Origin of the sequence: Paraburkholderia sp. BCC1886 (assembly GCF_900996245.1) — a bacterium.
Taxonomy (GTDB): domain Bacteria; phylum Pseudomonadota; class Gammaproteobacteria; order Burkholderiales; family Burkholderiaceae; genus Paraburkholderia.
Genome location: NZ_CAAJGK010000052.1, coordinates 99,972 through 119,973, shown reverse-complemented (window position 1 = coordinate 119,973; position 20,002 = coordinate 99,972). Strand labels below are relative to the sequence as shown.

At 63.4% G+C, this 20,002-nt stretch carries 18 protein-coding genes; 15 read left to right on the top strand and 3 right to left on the bottom strand.

The genetic code is table 11. The features are described 5' to 3' along the window. Positions 1–73: 73 nt before the first annotated feature. The 8 genes from ugpQ (at position 74) to FQ746_RS18630 (ending at position 10,046) form a co-directional block, all read left to right on the top strand. Positions 74–868, top strand: a complete 795-nt coding sequence (gene ugpQ / locus FQ746_RS18665; RefSeq protein ID WP_144111112.1) for a glycerophosphodiester phosphodiesterase — start codon at positions 74–76, stop codon at positions 866–868. A 71-nt stretch (positions 869–939) separates the two neighbouring features. After that, complete coding sequence (locus FQ746_RS18660) at positions 940–2,052, top strand: ABC transporter substrate-binding protein (protein ID WP_144111110.1); 1,113 nt, start codon at positions 940–942, stop codon at positions 2,050–2,052. A gap of 129 nt (positions 2,053–2,181) precedes the next feature. Further along, positions 2,182–3,120: an ABC transporter permease gene (locus tag FQ746_RS18655; protein WP_144111108.1), complete on the top strand. Its 939-nt coding sequence runs from the start codon at positions 2,182–2,184 to the stop codon at positions 3,118–3,120. Then, positions 3,117–3,908, top strand: a complete 792-nt coding sequence (locus FQ746_RS18650) for an ABC transporter permease (protein WP_144111106.1) — start codon at positions 3,117–3,119, stop codon at positions 3,906–3,908. Before FQ746_RS18655 ends, FQ746_RS18650 begins: the two co-directional genes overlap by 4 nt. 18 nt (positions 3,909–3,926) lie before the next feature. Next, positions 3,927–4,997, top strand: a complete 1,071-nt coding sequence (locus tag FQ746_RS18645; RefSeq protein WP_144111105.1) for an ABC transporter ATP-binding protein — start codon at positions 3,927–3,929, stop codon at positions 4,995–4,997. 370 nt (positions 4,998–5,367) lie between these two features. Continuing rightward, positions 5,368–6,648 carry a dicarboxylate/amino acid:cation symporter gene (locus tag FQ746_RS18640; RefSeq protein WP_144111103.1) on the top strand — a complete coding sequence of 427 codons (1,281 nt, stop codon included), beginning with the start codon at positions 5,368–5,370 and terminating at the stop codon, positions 6,646–6,648. A 52-nt stretch (positions 6,649–6,700) separates the two neighbouring features. Beyond that, a complete protein-coding gene (locus FQ746_RS18635) occupies positions 6,701–8,689 on the top strand; it encodes an ATP-binding protein (RefSeq protein WP_144111101.1) in 1,989 nt (662 codons plus the stop codon). A gap of 7 nt (positions 8,690–8,696) precedes the next feature. Beyond that, positions 8,697–10,046, top strand: a complete 1,350-nt coding sequence (locus FQ746_RS18630) for a sigma-54-dependent transcriptional regulator (protein ID WP_144111099.1) — start codon at positions 8,697–8,699, stop codon at positions 10,044–10,046. Positions 10,047–10,146: 100 nt separating this feature from the next. Here FQ746_RS18630 and FQ746_RS18625 read toward each other — a convergent pair whose 3' ends face one another. Further along, positions 10,147–10,677 (bottom strand): peroxiredoxin family protein, encoded by a 531-nt coding sequence (locus FQ746_RS18625; protein WP_144111097.1) that lies wholly within the window; start codon positions 10,675–10,677, stop codon positions 10,147–10,149. A gap of 191 nt (positions 10,678–10,868) precedes the next feature. Between FQ746_RS18625 and FQ746_RS18620 the strand changes: the two genes are divergently transcribed. Continuing rightward, entirely contained in the window at positions 10,869–11,555 is a 687-nt protein-coding gene (locus tag FQ746_RS18620) for a hypothetical protein (RefSeq protein ID WP_409932408.1), read from the top strand. 333 nt (positions 11,556–11,888) lie between these two features. Here the strand turns inward: FQ746_RS18620 and FQ746_RS18615 are convergent, their stop codons facing one another. Together FQ746_RS18615 and FQ746_RS18610 are read right to left on the bottom strand one after the other, a co-directional pair. After that, positions 11,889–13,511, bottom strand: coding sequence for a YifB family Mg chelatase-like AAA ATPase (locus FQ746_RS18615; protein WP_144111095.1), 1,623 nt, complete (start codon positions 13,509–13,511; stop codon positions 11,889–11,891). Positions 13,512–13,641: 130 nt separating this feature from the next. After that, a complete protein-coding gene (locus tag FQ746_RS18610) occupies positions 13,642–13,899 on the bottom strand; it encodes an accessory factor UbiK family protein (RefSeq protein WP_144111093.1) in 258 nt (85 codons plus the stop codon). A 420-nt stretch (positions 13,900–14,319) separates the two neighbouring features. Here FQ746_RS18610 and FQ746_RS18605 point away from each other — a divergent pair, with 420 nt between their 5' ends. From FQ746_RS18605 to FQ746_RS18580, 6 genes are all read left to right on the top strand, one after another. Further along, positions 14,320–14,658: a P-II family nitrogen regulator gene (locus FQ746_RS18605; protein ID WP_144111091.1), complete on the top strand. Its 339-nt coding sequence runs from the start codon at positions 14,320–14,322 to the stop codon at positions 14,656–14,658. Positions 14,659–14,701: 43 nt separating this feature from the next. Next, positions 14,702–16,210 carry an ammonium transporter gene (locus FQ746_RS18600; RefSeq protein WP_144111089.1) on the top strand — a complete coding sequence of 503 codons (1,509 nt, stop codon included), beginning with the start codon at positions 14,702–14,704 and terminating at the stop codon, positions 16,208–16,210. A 235-nt stretch (positions 16,211–16,445) separates the two neighbouring features. Continuing rightward, complete coding sequence (gene gshA / locus FQ746_RS18595; RefSeq protein ID WP_144111087.1) at positions 16,446–17,735, top strand: glutamate--cysteine ligase; 1,290 nt, start codon at positions 16,446–16,448, stop codon at positions 17,733–17,735. 113 nt (positions 17,736–17,848) lie between these two features. Further along, positions 17,849–18,805: a glutathione synthase gene (gene gshB, locus FQ746_RS18590; RefSeq protein WP_144111085.1), complete on the top strand. Its 957-nt coding sequence runs from the start codon at positions 17,849–17,851 to the stop codon at positions 18,803–18,805. Between the two features lie 238 nt (positions 18,806–19,043). Continuing rightward, positions 19,044–19,571, top strand: coding sequence for a PTS sugar transporter subunit IIA (locus FQ746_RS18585; protein WP_144111083.1), 528 nt, complete (start codon positions 19,044–19,046; stop codon positions 19,569–19,571). 95 nt (positions 19,572–19,666) lie between these two features. After that, positions 19,667–19,936, top strand: a complete 270-nt coding sequence (locus tag FQ746_RS18580) for an HPr family phosphocarrier protein (protein ID WP_144111081.1) — start codon at positions 19,667–19,669, stop codon at positions 19,934–19,936. The last annotated feature ends 66 nt before the right edge of the window (positions 19,937–20,002 follow it).

Below are 20,002 nucleotides of genomic sequence, written 5' to 3'. Positions count from 1 at the left end.
CAGCGTTATGCAACGCTGGCGCGGTGTGAATGGGACCTTTCATCGACTGGCTCTTTCTGAAAGGTAACGAGACGTGGGAAACGGGATCGATCGCGCTTCGTCCACTGACCTGTCTGCCGTCGGCAGCACCGACTGGCCTTACCCGACGCTGATCGCACATCGTTGCGGCGGCACGCTCGCACCCGAAAACACGCTCGCCGGTTTCGATGCCTGCGTGCGTTACGGCTATCGCATGGTCGAGTTCGACGCCAAGCTCTCCGCCGACAATCAACTCTTTCTGCTGCACGACGACCTGCTCGAGCGCACGACGAACGCTCAGGGCGCGGCCGCCACGCAAGCGTGGTCGCAACTGGCCACGCTCGACGCCGGCAGCTGGTTCGACGCCTCGTTCGCGGGCACGCGACTGCCGACGCTGGCTGAAGCCGCCGCACGTTGCGCGCGCGACGGCATTGCCGCCAACATCGAAATCAAACCGTGCGCGGGCCGTGACGAGATCACCGGCCGGCTGGTGGCGAACGGCGCGGCGAGCCTGTGGCAGGGGCAGACTGCGCCGCTGCTTTCGTCGTTTTCGTTCGACGCGCTGGCCGCTGCCCGCGATGCCGCGCCCCATCTGAGACGCGGCATGCTGTTCGAAGACGTGCCGGCCGAGTGGCTGCGCATCGTGCGCGAACTCGACTGCGTGTCGTTGCACGCGGATCACGCGTCGCTCAGCGAACCATTGGTGGCCGAGATTCACGCCGCCGGCCTGCGCGTGCTCGCCTACACGGTGAACGACCCCGAGCGCGCCCGGCTGCTCGCGCAATGGGGCGTCGACATGATCTGTACGGATCGCCTCGACAGACTGCATCACGACATGTTCGCGGACTGAACATGGCGCTTACGACGTTCAATCCAGACATTTTCCAAACGTAGCAATTTCGGCAGAGGATGGGGAAGACTATGAACCGCACCGCGTTAGCTCGCATACTTTCGATGTCCACCGTGGCGGGTGTCGCCGCAGCCGGAGTGGGCAGCGCGTCGGCCGCGCCGCTCGACTCGCTGATTGCGGCCGCGAAGCAGGAAGGCCAGCTTAGCGTCATCGCATTGCCGCACGACTGGTGCAACTACGGTGAACTGGTGCCCGCTTTCGAGAAGAAATACGGGATCAAGGTCAACGAGTTGAACCCGGATGCGGGCTCGGGCGACGAGATAGAAGCGATCAAGGCGAACAAGGGCAACAAGGGGCCGCAGGCGCCAGACGTGATCGACGTGGGTCTGTCGTTCGGCCCGACCGCGAAAGCCGACGGTCTGCTGCAACCGTACAAGGTCGCGACGTGGAACTCGATTCCGAAGGAGTCGAAAGATGCCGACGGCTACTGGTACGGCGATTATTACGGCGTACTGTCGTTCGAAGTGAATGCCGACATGATCGACAAGGCGCCGACCGACTGGAGCGATCTGCTGAAGCCCGACTACAAGAACGCCGTCTCGCTGGCGGGCGACCCGCGCACGGCCAATCAGGCGATTCAGGCCGTGTTCGCCGCGGGTATGTCGGCCGCGAAGGGCGATGTCAGCAAGGCCGATCAGGCCGGTCTCAAGTACTTCTCGCAACTGAACAAGAACGGCAACTTCGTGCCGGTCATCGGCAAAGCAGCCTCGCTGGCGCAAGGCACCACGCCGATCGTCGTGCGCTGGGACTACAACGCGCTCGCCGACCGCGACACGCTGAAGGGCAATCCGAAGGTGAACGTGGTGATTCCGAAGACGGGTGTCGTCGCCGGTGTCTACGTGCAGGCGATCAGCGCGTACGCCCCGCATCCGAATGCCGCCAGGCTGTGGATGGAATTCCTGTACTCCGATGAAGGACAGATCGGCTGGCTGAAGGGCTATTGCCATCCGATGCGCTACAACGAACTGGTAGCGGGTAAGAAGGTGCCGCAGGCGCTGCTCGACAAGTTGCCGCCGCCGTCCGCGTACAAAAACGTGGTGTTCCCGACGCTGAGCCAGCAGGACGCCTACAAGGACACCATCACGAAGCATTGGGACGAGACGGTCGGCGCGAACGTCAAGTAAGCCGCGCATCGCCTCAAACCGCAGCGTAGTTCACCGGCCGCTTCTGCTTCTTCCACCTTCTTCTGCCCGTTGGCATCGCTGCACGGGCAGAGGCGGCCGGCTTCAGTCACCAAGCCCCAAGGGTCAGCCATGAGCGCTTCATCCGATGCTGGATCGGTACAGCCGGAACTCCTCGTTCCGACGATGCCGACGCCGACGCCGCGCGTCGACGGTCCCGGCCGCGCGTCGCAGTTTCTCGCGTGGATCGGCGTGGTGCCGTTTTTCACGTTCGCGTTGCTGTTCCTGATTCTTCCAACCGGCTTCCTGATGGTCGGCGCGTTCCAGGACGCGCAAGGTCACTTCACGCTCGTGAATCTCCGCGACCTGTTCCAGCCGACTATCCTGGACGCGTACTGGATCAGCTTCAAGGTGAGCGCGGCGTCCTCGATCGGCGGCGCAGTGATCGGCTCGCTGCTCGCATGGGCGGCGGTGCAGGGCAAGCTGCCGGGCTGGATCCGGCCGACCTTGATGACCTTCTCCGGCGTCGCGTCGAACTTCGCCGGCGTGCCGCTCGCGTTTGCTTTTATCTGCACGCTGGGGCGCGTCGGCCTCGTCACCGTGCTGCTGAAAAAATATCTCGGCTTCAACCTGTACTCGACGGGCTTCAGCATTCTGAGTTTTTCCGGCCTGACGCTCACCTACCTGTACTTCCAGATTCCGTTGATGGTGCTGATCGTCACGCCCGCGCTCGACGGCCTGAAGCGCGAATGGCGCGAAGCCTGCGAATGCCTCGGCGGCACGGCGTTCCAGTACTGGCGCCATGTCGCGCTGCCGGTGCTGTGGCCGAGCGTGCTGGGCGCAGCGCTGCTGCTGTTCGCCAACTCGTTCGGCGCGGTTGCGACCGCTTACGCACTGACGGGCAGCTCGCTGAATATCGTCACCATCCTGCTGTACGCGCAGATTCGCGGCGACGTGATGCACAACGCGAACCTCGGCTATGCGCTCGCGCTCGGCATGGTGCTGGTCACGGGTCTTTCCAACGGCGGCTATATCTGGTTGCGCTCGCGCGCTGAAAGGGGCCGTCGATGAAAAGCCAATCGCGCGTTGGCGCGTGGACCGCGATGGTGGTCGGCTCGCTGTACTTCCTGATTCCGCTCATCGCGACTTTCGAGTTCAGTCTGCGGATGCGTCGCGGCGTCTACAGCTTCGACGCCTACAAGGTGGTGCTGACCGATCCGCGTTTTCAGGCCTCGTTCGGCTATTCGATCCTGATGGCGCTGCTGACGATCGTCGTCGGCGTATTGCTGGTGGTGCCGACCGCTTACTGGGTGCAACTGCGACTGCCGAAGCTGCGGCCGGTGGTGGAGTTCATCACGCTGCTGCCGCTGGTGGTGCCCGCCATCGTGATCGTGTTCGGCTATCTGCGCATCTACAACAGCAGCTCGATCCTGCCGCTCACGGGCAACGAACGCGCCACCGACGTGCTGCTGGTGTGCGGCTACGTCACGCTCTCGTTGCCGTACATGTACCGGGCGGTCGACGCCGGCTTGCGCGCGGTGGACGTGCGCTCGCTCACCGAAGCCGCCGAGTGCCTCGGCGCAAGCTGGCCGACGATTCTGTTCAAGGTGATCTTCCCGAATATCCGCTCCGGCATTCTGTCCGGCGCCTTTCTCACCTTCGCGGTCGTGATCGGCGAATTCACGCTGGCGAGCCTGCTCGACCGGCCCGCGTTCGGACCGTATCTGCAACTGATCGGCGCGAATCGCGCGTACGAACCGTCGGCGCTCGCGATCATCGCGTTCGTCATTACGTGGGCGTCGATGGGACTGATCCAGGTATTCGGCTCGGCCCGCGCGTTGAGCGGCCAGAAAATTTGATGGACCAAGGCAGACATCATGGCATTTCTCGAAATCGAAAATCTGCATAAGTCCTTCGGGGCGAACACGGCGCTGCATCGCTTCGACATGAAGATCGAGCGCGGCGAATTCATCACGTTTCTCGGGCCGTCGGGTTGCGGCAAGACCACCGTGCTGCGCATGATCGCGGGCTTCGAAACGCCGACGCGCGGCATCATCCGGCTCGACAACAAGGACGTGACGCACCTGCGTACGCGGCAGCGCAAGGTCGGCATGGTGTTCCAGTCGTACGCGCTGTTTCCGAACATGACGATCGCGGAGAACATCGGCTTCGGTCTGAAGATCGCTCATCGTCCGCAGGCCGAAATCGGCAAGCGGGTCGGCGAGATGCTGGAGCTGATCAAGCTGCCGCACGTGGGCGAGCGTTATCCGTGGCAACTGTCCGGCGGCCAGCAGCAGCGCGTCGCGCTCGCGCGTGCGTTGGCCGGCAAGCCGCAGGTGTTGTTGCTCGACGAACCGCTGTCCGCGCTCGACGCGAAAATCCGCATTTCGTTGCGCCAGGACATTCGCGCGCTGCAACGCGAGTTGGGCATCACGTCGATCTTCGTCACGCACGATCAGGAAGAAGCGCTGTCCATCTCCGACCGTATCGTCGTGATGAACGAAGGGCGCGTCGAACAGGTTGGTACGCCGTCGGAAATCTACAACTTCCCGCGCACGCGTTTCGTCGCGTCCTTCGTCGGCACGCTAAATATTCTGGCGGGACACGTGGTCGATCCGGCGACCGGCAGAATGATCGTCGACGGCCAGGAGTTGACGACCACCCAGACCCTGCCGGCCGACGACGCGGGCAAGCAACGCATGCTCGCGTTGCGGCCCGAAGCCATCGTGCTGGAGCCGGCGGCCGCGGGTCGCAACTCGCTGAACGCGACCGTCGAAGAAGTGAATTTTCTCGGCGCGGTAGTGCGCATCAGAACGCGCGTGAAAGACGCGGTGATTTCGCTCGACGTGTTCAACGATCCGAATCGCGGTTTGCCGGAGCGCGGCCAACCGGTGTCGCTCGGTTTTTCGCACGACAACCTGCTGGTGCTGGAAGAGGGCGGCGCGTGAAAACGCCCACTGTAAAAGGCCTCCGGGTTTTCCCGGAGGCCGCATGAAGACGGATTCCGGATTCCCCGACAGCCTCTGTCCGGATTTCCGGAATCCCGGAAGGCGCTTTGCGCACACGTCCAAAAAACGCTTATAAATCAGCGCACTTAACGCGCCATCCAGCTGGCATCGAGCTTGCAAAACAGATTGGCGGCCGCAACGGTCCGACAACTAAAGCAAGGAGACAACGATGTCTGATTTCCCTTCCCGGTATTTCTGAATTCGTCCTCCTGGTCAGCGGTCTGATGCCGCGCACGGAGCGACGCGATTCATCGTTCGCACGTAGCGCTGCGTGGCAGGCCTTGGGCTCATCCACATCGCAGGAAACATCGTGAAGAAACCTATTCATAAAGTGCTGTACGTGCAGGTGATCGTGGCGATCATCATCGGCATCGCGCTCGGTCATTTCTATCCGGATTTCGCGGTCGACATGAAACCGCTCGGCGACGGCTTCATCAAGCTGATCAAGATGGTGATCGGGCCGATCATCTTCTGTACGGTGGTGACCGGCATCGCCGGCATGGAAGACATGAAGAAGGTCGGGCGCGTCGGCGGCAAGGCGCTGCTGTACTTCGAAATCGTCTCGAGCTTCGCGCTGGTGCTCGGCCTGATCGCGACGCACGTGCTGAAACCGGGCGTCGGCTTCAACATCGATCCGGCCACGCTCGACGGCAAGGCGGTCGCCTCGTATGCCGCCAAGGCACACGGCCAGACCACGGTCGACTTCCTGATGCACATCATTCCGGACACGCTGGTATCGGCCTTCGCACAGGGCGAAATCCTGCAGATCCTGCTGATCGCGTTGCTGTTCGGCGCGGTGCTGGCAACGGCCGGTGAGAAGGGCAAGGTCGTCACGAACTTCATCGACGGACTCTCGCACGTGCTGTTCGGCATCGTGCGCATCATCACGAAGCTGGCGCCCATCGGCGCGTTCGGCGCGATGGCTTTCACCATCGGCAAGTACGGCATCGGCTCGCTGCTGCCGATGCTCAAGCTGATCGGCACGTTCTATCTGACCTCGATCGTGTTCGTCGTGGTGGTGCTCGGTATCATCGCGCGGGCGGTGGGTTTCAACATCCTGCGTTTCGTGGCCTACATCAAGGAAGAGATGCTGATCGTGCTCGGCACGAGCTCGTCGGAAGCCGCGTTGCCGCAACTGATGCTGAAGCTCGAAAAGCTCGGCTGCTCGCGCTCGGTCGTGGGTCTGGTCGTGCCGACCGGTTACTCGTTCAACCTGGACGGCACCAACATCTACATGACGATGGCCGTGCTGTTCATTGCGCAGGCAACCAACACCGACCTGTCGTGGGCCCAGCAACTCACGCTGCTCGCGGTGACCATGCTGACGTCGAAGGGTGCAAGCGGCGTGACCGGCGCGGGCTTCATCACGCTGGCCGCGACCCTCGCCGTGGTGCCGACCATTCCGCTGTCGGGCATGGTGCTGATTCTCGGCATCGACCGCTTCATGAGCGAGTGCCGCGCGCTGACCAATATCGTCGGCAACGGGGTTGCGACGGTCGTGGTGTCGGCCTGGGAAAAGGAACTGGACCGCAACAAGCTGAACGCCGCGCTGCGCGGCGAGGCGGCGCTCAAAGAGCCAGCCAACGTTTAAGCGGGTCAAGACGCTGCGCGCCGGCCATCCGGTCACCTGTTCGTCATCGCGTATGAAAGCCACGGCGAGCACGCGCGCCGACGGCGCGCCGCCTTATGCCACAATGGCCGATCCTCATCGACCGGATTTTGCCAACGTGACGCGTCGTTTGCTCGTTCTCTTCGCGCTCGTCGCCGGGCTCGCGGCAGCGTGCGGCCTCACGTATAGCGTGGCGTGGCAGAACGGCATCGACAACTTGCGCAGCAACGCCGGCGCCCGCGTGGCGCGCACCACCAACGCTTTGAAAAGCACGCTCGAGCGCTACGAGTCGCTGCCGTATCTGCTGGCCGAGCATCCGATCGTGCAGGACGTGCTGGTCGACCCGAGCCCCGCCAACGTCGCGCGTGCCAATCTCTACCTCGAAGACCTGAACCGTCACGCACGCGCGACGGTCACCTACATCATCCCGACCAACGGCTATTGCGTGGCCGCCAGCAACTGGCAAGGGCCGGGCAGTTTCATCGGCGCGGGCTACCAGTTCCGGCCGTATTTTCTCGATGCGATGAAAGGCGGCGTGGGCCGCTTCTTCGGCATCGGCACCATTTCGCAGGCGCCGGGTTATTACATCTCGCAGCCGGTGCGGCGTGCGGGCAAGATCGTCGGCGTGGCGGTCGTCAAGCTCGATCTCGAATGGTTTCAGGGCGCGGACGCGTCCGAACCGCTGGTCGTCACCGACGACCACGGCGTGGTGTTTCTGTCGTCGATGCCGGCGTGGAAATATCACACGATCCGGCCGCTCACCGGTCAGGTCGCCGACTCCATCTATCAGGCGCGGCAATACGCGCAACAGCCCATCGCGCCGTTACCAATGACGATCGAGCGCACGCTGGAAGGCAACGCGCAGATCGTGCGCATCGGCGGCGGGCGTTATGCCCCGCGCTATCTGGTGTCGCGGCGCGGCATGGGCGAGCCGGACTGGCATCTGATCACGATGTCGCCGGTCAGTCCGGTCGATGCCGATGCGCGCAACGCGACCATCGCCACGGGTTTCGGCTATGTGTCGCTGGTGCTGCTGGCGTTTTACTGGCGCATGCGGCGCGCGCGAGTGCGCGAGGTGATGCGCAGTCGCGCGCTGTTGCAGAAGGCCTACGCGGAACTCAATCGCCGGGTGGCCGAGCGCACCGCGGACCTGTCGCAGGCGAACGAACGCCTGCATAGCGAAGTGGTCGAGCGCACTCGCGCCGAACAGGAATTGCGCGATGCGCACGACGAACTGATTCAGGCGAGCAAGCTGGCCGCGCTCGGGCAGATGGCGGCTGGCATCACGCATGAGCTGAATCAGCCGTTGGCCGCGTTGCGCGGTTTCTCTGACAACACGCGTGTGTTTCTGGAGCGCGGCGATCATGCGTCGGCGCGCGACAACCTCGAAGCCATCGCGGCGTTGACCGAGCGGATGGGCAAGATCACCAATCAGCTGAAGCTGTTCGTCGGCCGCGCGCGACCGCGCAGTGCGCGAGCGCCGGTCGTGCGCGCGTTGCGCAACGTGGTCGCCTTGCTGCAGAAGCGCTTGCAAGGTGTCGAGCTGGCGTTCACGTTGCGGGACACGCAAACGCAGGTGCAGGGCGAGCCCGCCGCGTTGGATCTCGCCGACGATCATCCGGAACTGATCGCCCATTGCGACGATCTGCGGCTCGAACAGGTGCTGATCAATCTGCTCGGCAATGCGCTCGATGCGACTGCTGGTGTCGTGCAACCGCGTATCGTCATTGCCATCGAAGCCGGCGATAAAGACCTCGCGATATCGGTCGACGACAACGGCCCGGGGATCGCCGAAGACGTGTTGCCGCGCCTGTTCGAACCGTTCTTCACGACCAAGGAAATGGGCCAGGGGCTCGGCCTTGGTCTCGCCATCTCGTCGTCGATAGCGCGCGATTGCGGCGGCTCGCTGGTGGCGCGTACCGCGCCCGACGGCGGCGCGTCGTTCGTGTTGACGTTGCGCCGCGCCCGCGCATCGGCGAGCCCCACACCGGACCCGTTGACGACGGTTTCCAGAACCGGATGAAAACGAAATGAACCAGGGCTTTGAGGTGCTGTATATCGAAGACGACGAACTCGTGCGTCGCGCCAGCGTGCAGAGCCTGCAACTGGCGGGCTTCGAGGTGGTCGGTCACGCGTCGGTCGAGTCGGCGGCGAAGCTGATCAGCGCCGATTTTTCCGGCGTGATCGTCAGCGACATTCGTTTGCCGGGCGCGAGCGGACTCGACCTGCTGGCGCAGTGCCACGAACGCGCACCCGACGTGCCGGTGATTCTCGTCACCGGCCATGGCGATATTTCGATGGCCGTGCAGGCCATGCGCGACGGCGCGTATGACTTCATCGAAAAACCGTTCGCCTCCGAGCGCCTGATCGAAACCGTGCGGCGCGCGCTGGAGCGCCGCAAGCTGGTGCTCGAGAATCTCGCGCTGCGTCGCGAACTGGCGGGACACCACGCGGTGGCGCCGCGCATCATCGGTCGCAGTCCGGCAATCGAACAGGTGCGAAGGCTCATCGCCAACGTCGCGCCGACCGACGCGTCGGTGCTGATCAACGGCGATACGGGCGCGGGCAAGGAGTTGATCGCGCGCAGTCTGCACGAACTGTCGCCGCGGCACGACAAGCCGTTTATCGCGGTGAATTGCGGCGCGCTGCCCGAGCAGATGTTCGAGTCCGAGATGTTCGGCTACGAGCCGGGTGCGTTCACGGGCGCCGCGAAACGGCGCATCGGCAAGCTCGAACATGCGTCGGGCGGCACGCTGTTTCTCGACGAGATCGAAAGCATGCCGCTGGCGCTGCAGGTGAAGCTGCTGCGCGTGCTGCAGGACGGTGTGCTGGAACGGCTCGGCTCGAATCAGCCGGTTCGCGTGAATTGCCGTGTCGTGGCGGCAGCCAAGGGCGATATGGCCGAGCATGTCGCGGACGGCTCGTTTCGGCGCGATCTGCTGTACCGGCTCAACGTCGTGACGATCGCGCTGCCGCCGCTCGGCGAGCGCCGCGAAGATATCGTGCCGCTGTTCGAACACTTTCTACTGGATGCGGCCGTGCGCTACCAGCGTCCCGCGCCGATCCTCACGGATCGTCAGCGGGCCGGCCTGATGCAACGCGACTGGCCGGGCAACGTGCGCGAGCTACGCAATGCCGCCGACCGGTTCGTGCTCGGCGTGGCGGAAGATCCGGTGATGTCGTTCGGCGACGAGGCCGATGCGGCGCAGCCGCTCAAGGAGCGTGTCGAACAGTTCGAGCGGGCGGTGATCGCGCAGGCGTTGGAGCAGAGCGGCGGCTCGGTCGCGGTGGCTGCCGACAAGCTGCAACTGGGCAAGGCCACGCTGTACGAGAAGATCAAACGATATGGCCTTGCGGCCAAAGGGGATGGGGAACGCTGAAGACGGGCCGCGCCGGCGGTGAGAAAGTTTGCCGACGCGTCGATGTCCGTTGAAGCTGTGTTGAAGCGTGTTCGAGCCGCGTGTTGAAGTCGAACCGGAATCAGGCTGCGTTGAGCGCTTTTTCCAGCAGTTGATCGAGTTCCGCGAATTGCGGCTCGCCGACGTAGCGCTTGAGGATCGTGCCGTCTTTGGCGACGAGGAAGGTGGTGGGGGTGAGCTGCACGTTGCCGAACTGCTTGGCGGCCGAACCGTCGTCCATGGCGACCTTGAACGGCAGCTTGCGGGTTTGCGTGTAGTTGGTCACGTACATCGGCGCATCGTAGTTCATCGCGACCGCGACGAATTCGAGACCCTTGCCCTTGAAGCGGTTATAGGTCTGAACCATCTGCGGCATTTCCTGCATGCAGGTATCGCAATTGGTCGCCCAGAAGTTGACCAGGTAAACCTTGCCTTTCAGATCGGCAGTCGAGACTTTCTGGCCCGAGAGCAACGTGAAGGTGGCGTCGGGCACGCGCTGCTGGCCCGCGAACGCGAAATAGCCGGCGATGGCGAGCGCGACGGCCACGACGGCAATGATCACGTAGTGCAGCGGATTGGCGCGCCGGGCGGCGGGAGACGGGGTGGAGCTCATGACGGAACCTCGAAAACGGAACCTGAAATTCGGGTCGCGCAGAACGCGCGGGACAGTGCGCCGGGGCTGAAATGGAAACTCGTCACGCCCGGTGCTATGCAGCGCCGCCATTGTAGCCCGATTCGCGGGGCACGACAGTGAGCGAGGTGCCAGCGGATAATGGCGGCTTTTCGTGTCCGCCGGTTCTGCTCATGTTTCGTTACCTGGTCCGTTCTGTGTTCCTTCCTCTGTTCCGCTCCGTGTTCCGTAACGTCGTGTGTTTTCCGCGCTCGATCCGCTCTTCGCACTCTTTGCGCTCTTTGCGTCCCGCTTCGCGAGTCCGGTTTGCCGCTCGTTTAGCCGCTCGTTCAGCCGCACACGCAGTCGGCCTGCTGACGCTGGGCGCCGCCCTCACAGCGTGTTCGCCGACCTTCGACTGGCGCACGGTGATGAACAACGACAACGCCTACACCGTCGACCTGCCTGCCAGGCCAGGCAACGATCAACGGGTTGTTCAGATCGGCGGCAAACCGATGCAGATGGCCATGCAGACCGCCGAAGCCGGCGACGCCGTGTTCGCGGTAGGTACGGTGCTATTGCCGGGCGACGACGCCGCCACCCAGCAGGCCGTACTCGATTTCTTGCGGACTGGCCTTGCCCGCAATGTCGGCGCAGCGCCGGAAGCGCATCCCGTGCAGATTCCGCTCGCAGCCGGCGGCCAGGTGCCGGGGCTGGAAATGAAAGTGAGCGGCGCCGCGGGCTCACAGCATGAAGCGCGGACGGTCTATGCCCGACTCGTGGTGCATGGACGGCATGTCTACGAAGCGGCGATCATCGCGTCGAAACCGCTCCAGCAGGAGCAGGTCGACCAGTTTTTTTCGTCGTTCCAACTGTTTTAATCGGCGGTATTTTTGGCCGATTCGAGGTCGTCTCGAGACCGGCGCACAGTGAAAGTTCCTTCGCAGCATCACGAGCTAATTCACGGTTTACGTTGAGGTTTTTGTTTCCCCCAACCTGCCTGTGGATAACTCTGTTGAGAACTCGTCTTCTTTTGCCCGAAATGCCCAACCGGTGGGCATTCTGTCAGAAAGCCGCCGCTGCGGCTGGCTTAAAAAACATAATAAAATCAATGGCCTTTACAGGCAGGGTGACGCAGACCTTTCAGTTGTTTCAAAATCTATCAGGAACGCGCGAGTGTGTATAAGTCAAGTCTTGACAGCGTGTTTTTCTCTTTATACCGACCCGAAAGCGCGACGGTATTGAATGGCCTCGCCGACCTGAGCGGCGCTCGGCATGGCAGCCCCCGCAAGATCGGCAATCGTCCGGGCAACCTTCAGCACACGATAGTAGGCGCGCGCCGACCAGCCGAAGCGTTCGCCCGCTTCGCGCAGTAAGACTTCGCCGGCTGCGTCGGGGCGGCAGACTTCATCCACCTCCCGGCCGTCCAGTTCCCGATTGGTTTTGCCCTGCCGGTTCAATTGCCGTTCGCGCGCCGCGCCGACCCGCTTTGCGATCGCGGCGCTCGACTCCGCTGTAGAGGTGCTGCGAGCGGTCAATTCGGCGGCGGTCAGCGCCGGAATCTCCAGTTGGATGTCGATCCGGTCCAGCAACGGACCGGACAGCTTGCGCAGATAGCGCGCGGCATTCTCCGGCGAACAGCGGCAGCGGCCGCCCGGGTCGCCGCGCCAGCCGCACGGGCAGGGGTTCATCGCGGCGATCAGCTGGCAGGCGGCCGGGAAGTCGGCTTGCCAGGCGGCGCGCGAGATGGTGATGCGGCCAGCCTCCAGCGGTTCGCGCAGTGTTTCCAGCACGTGACGGTCGAATTCGGGCAACTCGTCTAGGAACAGCACGCCGAGATGGGCCAGCGTGATCTCTCCGGGCTGGGGCGGATTGCGTCCGCCGACCAGCGCCGCCGCGCTCGACGAGTGATGCGGCGCGCGAAACGGTCGCTGCCGCCATTGCGCCGGACTGAAACCGTTCCGGCTGGCGGATAGCAGCGCCGCGGAGCTGAGCGCTTCGTCGTCCGTCATCGGCGGCAGCAGGCTGGGCAGGCGTGCGGCGAGCATGGATTTGCCCGCGCCCGGCGGCCCGATCAACAGGACGTGGTGACCGCCCGCGGCGGCGACTTCGAGTGCCCGGCGCGCGCCGCGCTGGCCGATCACGTCACGCATGTCGGGGCCGGGGAGAGGTGTGATAGCGGCGACGTCGGGTGCGACGACCGGATAGAGCCGGCCGTCGGGCGCATCGGCCAGATGGGCGCAGAGGGACGGGAGATCGTTCGCGCCATAGACATCGACGCCCGGTACCAACGCGGCTTCCGCGGCGCTGGCCGCCGGCAGGTATAGCTGAGGCGTGCGGGCGTTACCGGTGCGCGGGCCAGGTTCATGAGACTCACCGGTCTCACCAGACTCGCCGAACCCTAACGAGGCCGAAACCGACCCACGTCGAACCGCCCCGCCTTCGCGCGCCGTCCCGCAGGCCATCGCGAACGCGCCGCGCATGGGCCTGAGCGCGCCGGTCAACGACAACTCGCCGGCGAATTCGCGATGCAGCAGGGCTTCGACGGGAATCTGGCCGCTCGCCGCGAGAATGCCCAGCGCGATCGGCAGATCGAAACGACCGGATTCCTTCGGCAAATCGGCGGGGGCGAGATTGACGGTGATACGTCGGACCGGAAAGTCGAAGCCGCAGTTCTGCAGGGCCGCGCGCACGCGCTCGCGGCTTTCGCGCACTTCCAGATCGGGTAGACCGACGATCGAAAAAGAGGGCAATCCATTGGCGAGGTGAACCTCGACCGTTACTTCGGGCGCGCGGCCAGAGGCCGGCGCGCGACTGCGCACCACGGCTAGCGACATGATTTTTCCCCGTCGGACGCACGGGGCGCAGACCAGGCCGCGCGCGTCTCCTAAAACGCTGATGACGTCACGGCTCGCTTGCCAGTGATGTGCAGCACGACGCAGCGCGAGCGCTGCGCGTCGACGTCTGTCAGGACGTCGAAGTCGTCACCGGCAGCTTCTGTTCGAGCTCGGCGACCCGGCGCTCGAGTTCTTCCAGACGCGAGCGCGTGCGCACCAGCACCTGCGTCTGCGTATCGAATTCCTCGCGCGTCACCAGGTCCAGCTTCGAGAAGCCCTGCGACAGCATGGCCTTGACGTTACGTTCGACGTCTTTGGCCGGCGAATTCTTGAATAGCTCGCTCATGCGGGCCTGAAAGTCGTTGAAGACATCGTTGGGTTGTTTCATGGTGTTCCCTTTGGTGCACAAAAATTGTGCATGTATCGTTACGTCTGTGCTTTGTTCTGGCGAATGGGTCGCTTTGGTGCATGGCCTTCGGGATGCCATCGGCGCATGAGCCCCTTTGGTGCGCAGCCGCCTGATCGAAGCGTGCGGACACTCTAGCAACGATCCAAAAGCCGCGCCACTGCGTCCCGCCGACGCTGGCCGTTCGGCCAGGGGCGCCCGGGGCCTGCTTGCCGCCGGTTCGGGCCCGTTTGGCGACGCGGTCGGTGCGTCACCCCACTCAACATGGCATGCGAGTTGCTGTTACTGCCCGGCGCGCACTACCAGCACAAATTGCCGGTAGGCAAACGAGACCACGCGAACGGGTTACGGGTACGCAAAACGGGTTACGCAACGGGTTTACGCAACTTAGCGAGGGATTTCATGAAACTCATTACCGCAATCATCAAGCCGTTCAAGCTCGATGAGGCGCGCGAAGCCTTATCGGCGATCGGCGTCTCGGGCATCACGGTGACCGAAGTCAAAGGTTTCGGTCGTCAGAAGGGTCACACGGAGCTGTATCGCGGCGCCGAATACGTGGTCGATTTCCTGCCGAAAGTGAAGATCGAGGCCGCGGTCTCGGACGACATCGTCGACCAGGCGATCGAGGCGCTCGAGCGCGCGGCACGCACGGGCAAGATCGGCGACGGCAAGATTTTTGTCACGGCGATCGAACAGGTTATCCGGATTCGCACCGGGGAGACCGGCGCGGACGCTTTGTAATAACAAAAGATAGCGACACAGATAGCGATAAGAGGAAACGAAGATGCGCAAATTATTGATGTCCTTGCTGATGGCCGGTTCGCTGCTCGCGGGCGGTATCGGCGCCGCCCTCGCGGACGACGCTTCCGCCCCCGCAGCCGCCTCGGCCGCCGCATCCGATACGACGGCCAGTGCGCCGGCGCCGGACGCATCGGCACCCGCAGCGGCCTCGGCGACGCCGGATGCCGCTACGGCAGGCACCGCTAACGCAGCCGCCTCGGCACCAGCAGACGCATCCGCGGCAGCCGCCGCCGCACCCGCAGCACCGACCGCGCCGTTCTCGGTCGATTCGTCGAAGATCAATTCGGGTGACACCGCCTGGATGCTGACCTCCACCGCGCTCGTGCTGTTCATGACGATCCCGGGTCTGGCACTGTTCTACGGCGGCATGGTCCGCAAGAAGAACGTGCTGGCGACGCTGATGCAAAGTTTCGCGATCACCTGCGTGATCACGATCGTCTGGGGTGTGGTGGGCTACAGCCTCGCCTTCACGCCGGGCGGCTCGTTCATCGGCGGCTTCTCGCGCGTCTTCATGTCGGGCATGAACTACATCAAGGGCGACAAGGCCACGACGCTGACCGTCAGCCACCTGGCTCCGACGATCCCCGAAACGGTCTACTTCGTCTATCAGATGACCTTCGCGATCATCACGCCGGCGCTCATCACCGGTGCATTTGCTGACCGCATGAAGTTCTCGGCAATGCTGGTGTTCATGACGCTGTGGTCGATCATCGTCTACTCGCCGATCGCGCACATGGTCTGGGAACCGACCGGCTGGTTGGCAACGGCTGGCATCCTCGACTTCGCAGGCGGCACGGTGGTGCACATCAACGCCGGTATCGCCGGTCTGGTCTGCTGCCTGGTGCTGGGCAAGCGTGTCGGCTACGGCAAGGAAGCGATGGCGCCGCACAACCTGACGCTCACGCTGATTGGTGGCGCGATGCTGTGGGTGGGCTGGTTCGGCTTCAACGCGGGTTCGGCAGTGGCGGCTGACGGCCGTGCCGGTTTCGCAATGTTCGCAACGCAGATCGCAACGGCTGCTGCAGCACTCGCCTGGATGTTCGCCGAATGGGCGGCCAAGGGCAAGCCGTCGGTGCTCGGTATCGTGTCGGGCGCCGTGGCAGGTCTGGTGGCGATTACGCCGGCTTCGGGCTTCGTCGGCATGACGGGTTCGCTGGTGATCGGTATCGTGGCCGGTGTGGTCTGCTTCTGGTCGGCAACGTGGCTCAAGCACAAGCTCGGTTACGACGACTCGCTCGACGCGTTCGGCGTGCACTGCATCGGCGGTATCGTGGGTGCGTTGCTGACGGGCGTGTTCGCGGTCAAGGACATCGGCGGCGCGGACGGCAGCATCGTTCTGCAAGCCAAGGGCGTTCTGACGACGCTGGTCTACAGCGGCGTGGTGAGCTACATCCTGCTGAAGATCATCGACATGGTGATGGGCATTCGTGTGACGGAAGAAGAAGAACGCGAAGGCCTGGACGTGAGCCTGCATGGCGAACACGTCGAATAAGCTTCACGGATTCTCCTGCAAGTTCCAAGGCTTGCGGATCTGAATCAAGCGCAGCGATTTTGGCCCGCCTTCATGGCGGGCTTTTTTCTTGCTGCTTTCCGGCTAACAGTCGATTTCCCCGCCTATCGGCGCGATAGCGAGAATGCATTCGCATCAGCTTGCGAATGGAGAAACCGTCCCCAAATGGGCAAAGCATTTGCTCTACAATCTTTTTTCTCCAGTCTGCGAGTGATCAATGGTTCCGCACCTAGTTACGGCGTTAAACGGCCCGCTGCTCGATCTCGAGCGGAAGATCCTCGACGCCACGCCCGCCATCGAACGCTGGTTCAGGCTCGAATGGCAGGAGCACACGCCGCCGTTCTATTGCTCGGTCGACTTGCGTAACGCGGGCTTCAAGCTCGCGCCGGTCGACACCAATCTGTTCCCCGGCGCATTCAACAATCTGCCGCAGGAAGTGTTGCCGCTCGCCGTGCAGGCCGCAATGGCATCGATCGAAAAGATCTGCCCGGACGCGAAGAACCTGCTGGTCATTCCCGAGCGCCATACCCGCAACGCGTTCTACCTCGAAAACGTCGCCCGGCTCGCCGCGATCATGCGCCAGGCCGGTCTGAACGTGCGCTTCGGCACGCTCGACGAAAACATCGTCGGACCGGTGACCATCGCGCTGTCCGACGGTCAGAAGCTCGTCATCGAGCCGCTCGAGCGTACGCCGCGACGCCTGGGACTTAAGAATTTCGACCCGTGTTCGATCCTGCTGAACAACGATCTCTCAGGCGGCATTCCGCCAGTGCTGGAAAATCTGCACGAGCAGTATCTGTTGCCGCCGCTGCATGCGGGTTGGGCGGTTCGGCGGAAATCGACGCACTTTTCGTGTTATGACGACGTGGCGAAGAAGTTCTCCAAGATGGTCGACATCGACCCGTGGATGATCAACCCGTACTTCGCACACGTGGAAGGCGTGGACTTTCAGGAGCGCACCGGCGAGGAAGCGCTCAGCGACGCGATCGACGGCGTGCTCAAGAAAATCGCGAAGAAGTATCGCGAGTACGGCATCTCCGAGAAACCTTACGTGGTCATCAAGTCCGACGCGGGCACCTACGGCATGGGTGTGATGACCGTGCACGACGCGTCGGAAGTGGCCGCGCTCACCAAGCGCGAACGCGCGAAGATGGCGGCGACCAAAGACGGACTCGAAGTGCACGACGTGATCGTCCAGGAAGGCGTGTACACGTTCGAGCGAATCGGCGAAGAAGTCGCCGAGCCGGTCGTGTACATGATCGACCGCTACGTGGTGGGTGGTTTCTATCGCGTACATGGCAGCCGCGAACGCGATCAGAATCTGAATGCGCCCGGCATGCACTTCGTGCCGCTCGGCTTCGAGCACACGGCCTTGCCGGACGCCCACGCCAAACCCGGCGCGGCGCCGCCGAACCGCTTCTATATGTATGGCGTCGTGGCGCGCCTGGGGTTGCTGGCCGCTTCGGTCGAGCTGGAAAAGACCGACCCGGAAGCCATCCAGGTTTAAGCTGCGGGAGTTGAGCGATGGCGGCCGCGTGCCGCCATCGTCGTCTCTGCCGACTGTATTCGTGAACCAAGACAAGTTCTGGGGGCTAGCCCTCAGGGCGAACCGGAATTCTCATGGACATTCTTTTCATCGCCGATCCGCTCCCGCAATTCAAGATCTACAAAGACTCGACCTACGCGATGATCGCCGAGGCCGCGCGCCGCGGTCACACGGTGTACGTGTGCGAGCCGAAGCATCTCGCCTGGACCGGCGGCGACGTCGAAGCGAACGTGCAGCGCATCGCGATCGTCGGCGACGTGACCGACCTGCATCGCGACACCTGGTACGCGGCCGACGGGCCCGCGCCGCTGTCGCTCAAGCACTTCGCCGCCGTGGTGATGCGCAAGGACCCGCCGTTCGACATGGAGTACGTCACGTCCACGTGGCTGCTGGAACTGGCCGAGCGCGGCGGCGCACGCATCTTCAACAAGCCGCAGGCGATTCGCGATCATTCGGAGAAGCTGGCAATCGGCGAATTCGCGCAGTTCGTCACGCCGACGCTGGTGACACGCGACGCGGCGCGTCTGCGCGCGTTTCACGAGCAGCACGGCGACGTGATCCTCAAGCCGCTCGACGGCATGGGCGGCATGGGCGTGTTCCGTGTGAAGGCCGACGGCATGAACCTGGGTTCGATCATCGAAATGCTCAGCCACGACGGCGAACGCTCGGTGATGGCGCAGAAGTTCATCCCCGACATTAAAGACGGCGACAAACGGATTCTGCTGATCGGCGGCGAGGCGGTGCCGTTCTCGCTCGCACGTATTCCCCAGGGTAACGAAGTGCGCGGCAATCTCGCGGCCGGCGGGCTGGGCGTGGCGCGCCCGCTTACCGAGCACGATCGCAAGATCGCCGATACGCTCGCGCCCGTGCTGGCCGCGCGCGGTCTGCTGCTGGTCGGGCTGGACGCGATCGGCGAGTGCCTGACGGAAGTCAACGTGACGAGCCCGACCTGTTTCCGCGAAATCATGGATCAGACCGGATTCGACGTCGCCGCGATGTTCGTCGACGCCCTCGAGCGCGCGGCTGCCTGACGCAGGAGATCGAGGCCTTGAATGCCGGCCGTGACCCCCAAACTGTGTAGTCAATCCGCGTCACGCAGGCAGTAGCCGCCAGGACAGCCGGTTGGACGCAAAAACGAGCCTGCTACAATGCCCGCTCGTCGGATGGTACGTTCCACAGCCCTCACGACCCACGGCCGGTCGAGGGCGCCTGGGATCCGGGCAACATCCCGGTCCACGGTTCGGGGCCGATCTTTGCAGTAAGGCTGACATGGCAGGCATTCTGATCATTGCGCACGCTCCGTTCGCCACCGCGTTGCGCGACTGTATTTCGCACATTTACGGTGGCTTGCCGGCGCGTATCGGCGTGATCGACGTATCGCCGGATTGCGATCCCGCGAAGATGGTGTCGTTCGCGAACGCCGAGATCGAGCGTCTCAGGGAAGAAAACGGCGCACTCGTGCTGACCGACATGTTCGGCGCCACGCCGGCGAATATCGCCGGACGGCTCGCTTCGCTGCCGGACGTACGGGTGCTCTGCGGCGTCAATCTGCCGATGCTGGTGCGGGCCGTCTGCTATCGCGCGACACCGCTCGACATTCTGGTGGACAAGGCGCTGGCCGGCGCCACCAAAGGCGTGCATGCCATTGGACCGGCAACGCCCGCGCCGGTCGCGCCCGCATCGGGGTCCGGCGACTGTCTGCCGGCTTTGCCGCCCGAAACAGTGGCGGGCGATTGCCTGCCGGCCCTGCCGCCGGAAGCGGATTTGACGCAGAAGGCCGGCTCGCCCGGTCTGTGAGCGGCCAGACTTTTCTGGTCGTCTCGTCATTGCTTGTCTGCGGTTTGATTTTTCACTACGACATTTACCCGCGCTTCGGACCTTCGGATCAATAAATGCTGCAACAGGAAACGACCATTGTGAACAAGCTGGGGCTGCACGCGCGCGCGTCGGCCAAGTTGACCCAACTCGCGGGCAGCTTCCAGTCGGAGATATGGATGAGCCGTAACGGCCGTCGCATCAACGCCAAGAGCATCATGGGTGTCATGATGCTGGCCGCGGGTATCGGCAGCACGGTGCTGATCGAAACAGAAGGCGCCGACGAAAAAGACGCGATGGACGCATTGCTGAAACTGATTGCCGATAAATTCGGCGAAGGTCAGTAAATCGCGCGCCATTGCATTGCCCAAAAAGAGCGCCGCGTTTAACCGCGGCGTTTTTTTTAGCGCAGG

Excerpts from the sequence above, each read along its gene's own strand:
- gshA (WP_144111087.1), top strand. The coding sequence starts at position 16,446 with ATGGTTCCGCACCTAGTTACGGCGTTAAACGGCCCGCTGCTCGATCTC.
- FQ746_RS18635 (WP_144111101.1), top strand. The coding sequence starts at position 6,701 with ATGAAAGCCACGGCGAGCACGCGCGCCGACGGCGCGCCGCCTTATGCC.
- FQ746_RS18655 (WP_144111108.1), top strand. The coding sequence starts at position 2,182 with ATGAGCGCTTCATCCGATGCTGGATCGGTACAGCCGGAACTCCTCGTT.
- FQ746_RS18620 (WP_409932408.1), top strand. The coding sequence starts at position 10,869 with ATGTTTCGTTACCTGGTCCGTTCTGTGTTCCTTCCTCTGTTCCGCTCC.
- FQ746_RS18615 (WP_144111095.1), bottom strand. The coding sequence starts at position 13,511 with ATGTCGCTAGCCGTGGTGCGCAGTCGCGCGCCGGCCTCTGGCCGCGCG.
- FQ746_RS18605 (WP_144111091.1), top strand. The coding sequence starts at position 14,320 with ATGAAACTCATTACCGCAATCATCAAGCCGTTCAAGCTCGATGAGGCG.
- FQ746_RS18600 (WP_144111089.1), top strand. The coding sequence starts at position 14,702 with ATGCGCAAATTATTGATGTCCTTGCTGATGGCCGGTTCGCTGCTCGCG.
- FQ746_RS18645 (WP_144111105.1), top strand. The coding sequence starts at position 3,927 with ATGGCATTTCTCGAAATCGAAAATCTGCATAAGTCCTTCGGGGCGAAC.
- FQ746_RS18650 (WP_144111106.1), top strand. The coding sequence starts at position 3,117 with ATGAAAAGCCAATCGCGCGTTGGCGCGTGGACCGCGATGGTGGTCGGC.
- gshB (WP_144111085.1), top strand. The coding sequence starts at position 17,849 with ATGGACATTCTTTTCATCGCCGATCCGCTCCCGCAATTCAAGATCTAC.
- FQ746_RS18625 (WP_144111097.1), bottom strand. The coding sequence starts at position 10,677 with ATGAGCTCCACCCCGTCTCCCGCCGCCCGGCGCGCCAATCCGCTGCAC.
- FQ746_RS18660 (WP_144111110.1), top strand. The coding sequence starts at position 940 with ATGAACCGCACCGCGTTAGCTCGCATACTTTCGATGTCCACCGTGGCG.
- FQ746_RS18585 (WP_144111083.1), top strand. The coding sequence starts at position 19,044 with ATGGCAGGCATTCTGATCATTGCGCACGCTCCGTTCGCCACCGCGTTG.
- FQ746_RS18580 (WP_144111081.1), top strand. The coding sequence starts at position 19,667 with ATGCTGCAACAGGAAACGACCATTGTGAACAAGCTGGGGCTGCACGCG.
- FQ746_RS18630 (WP_144111099.1), top strand. The coding sequence starts at position 8,697 with ATGAACCAGGGCTTTGAGGTGCTGTATATCGAAGACGACGAACTCGTG.
- FQ746_RS18610 (WP_144111093.1), bottom strand. The coding sequence starts at position 13,899 with ATGAAACAACCCAACGATGTCTTCAACGACTTTCAGGCCCGCATGAGC.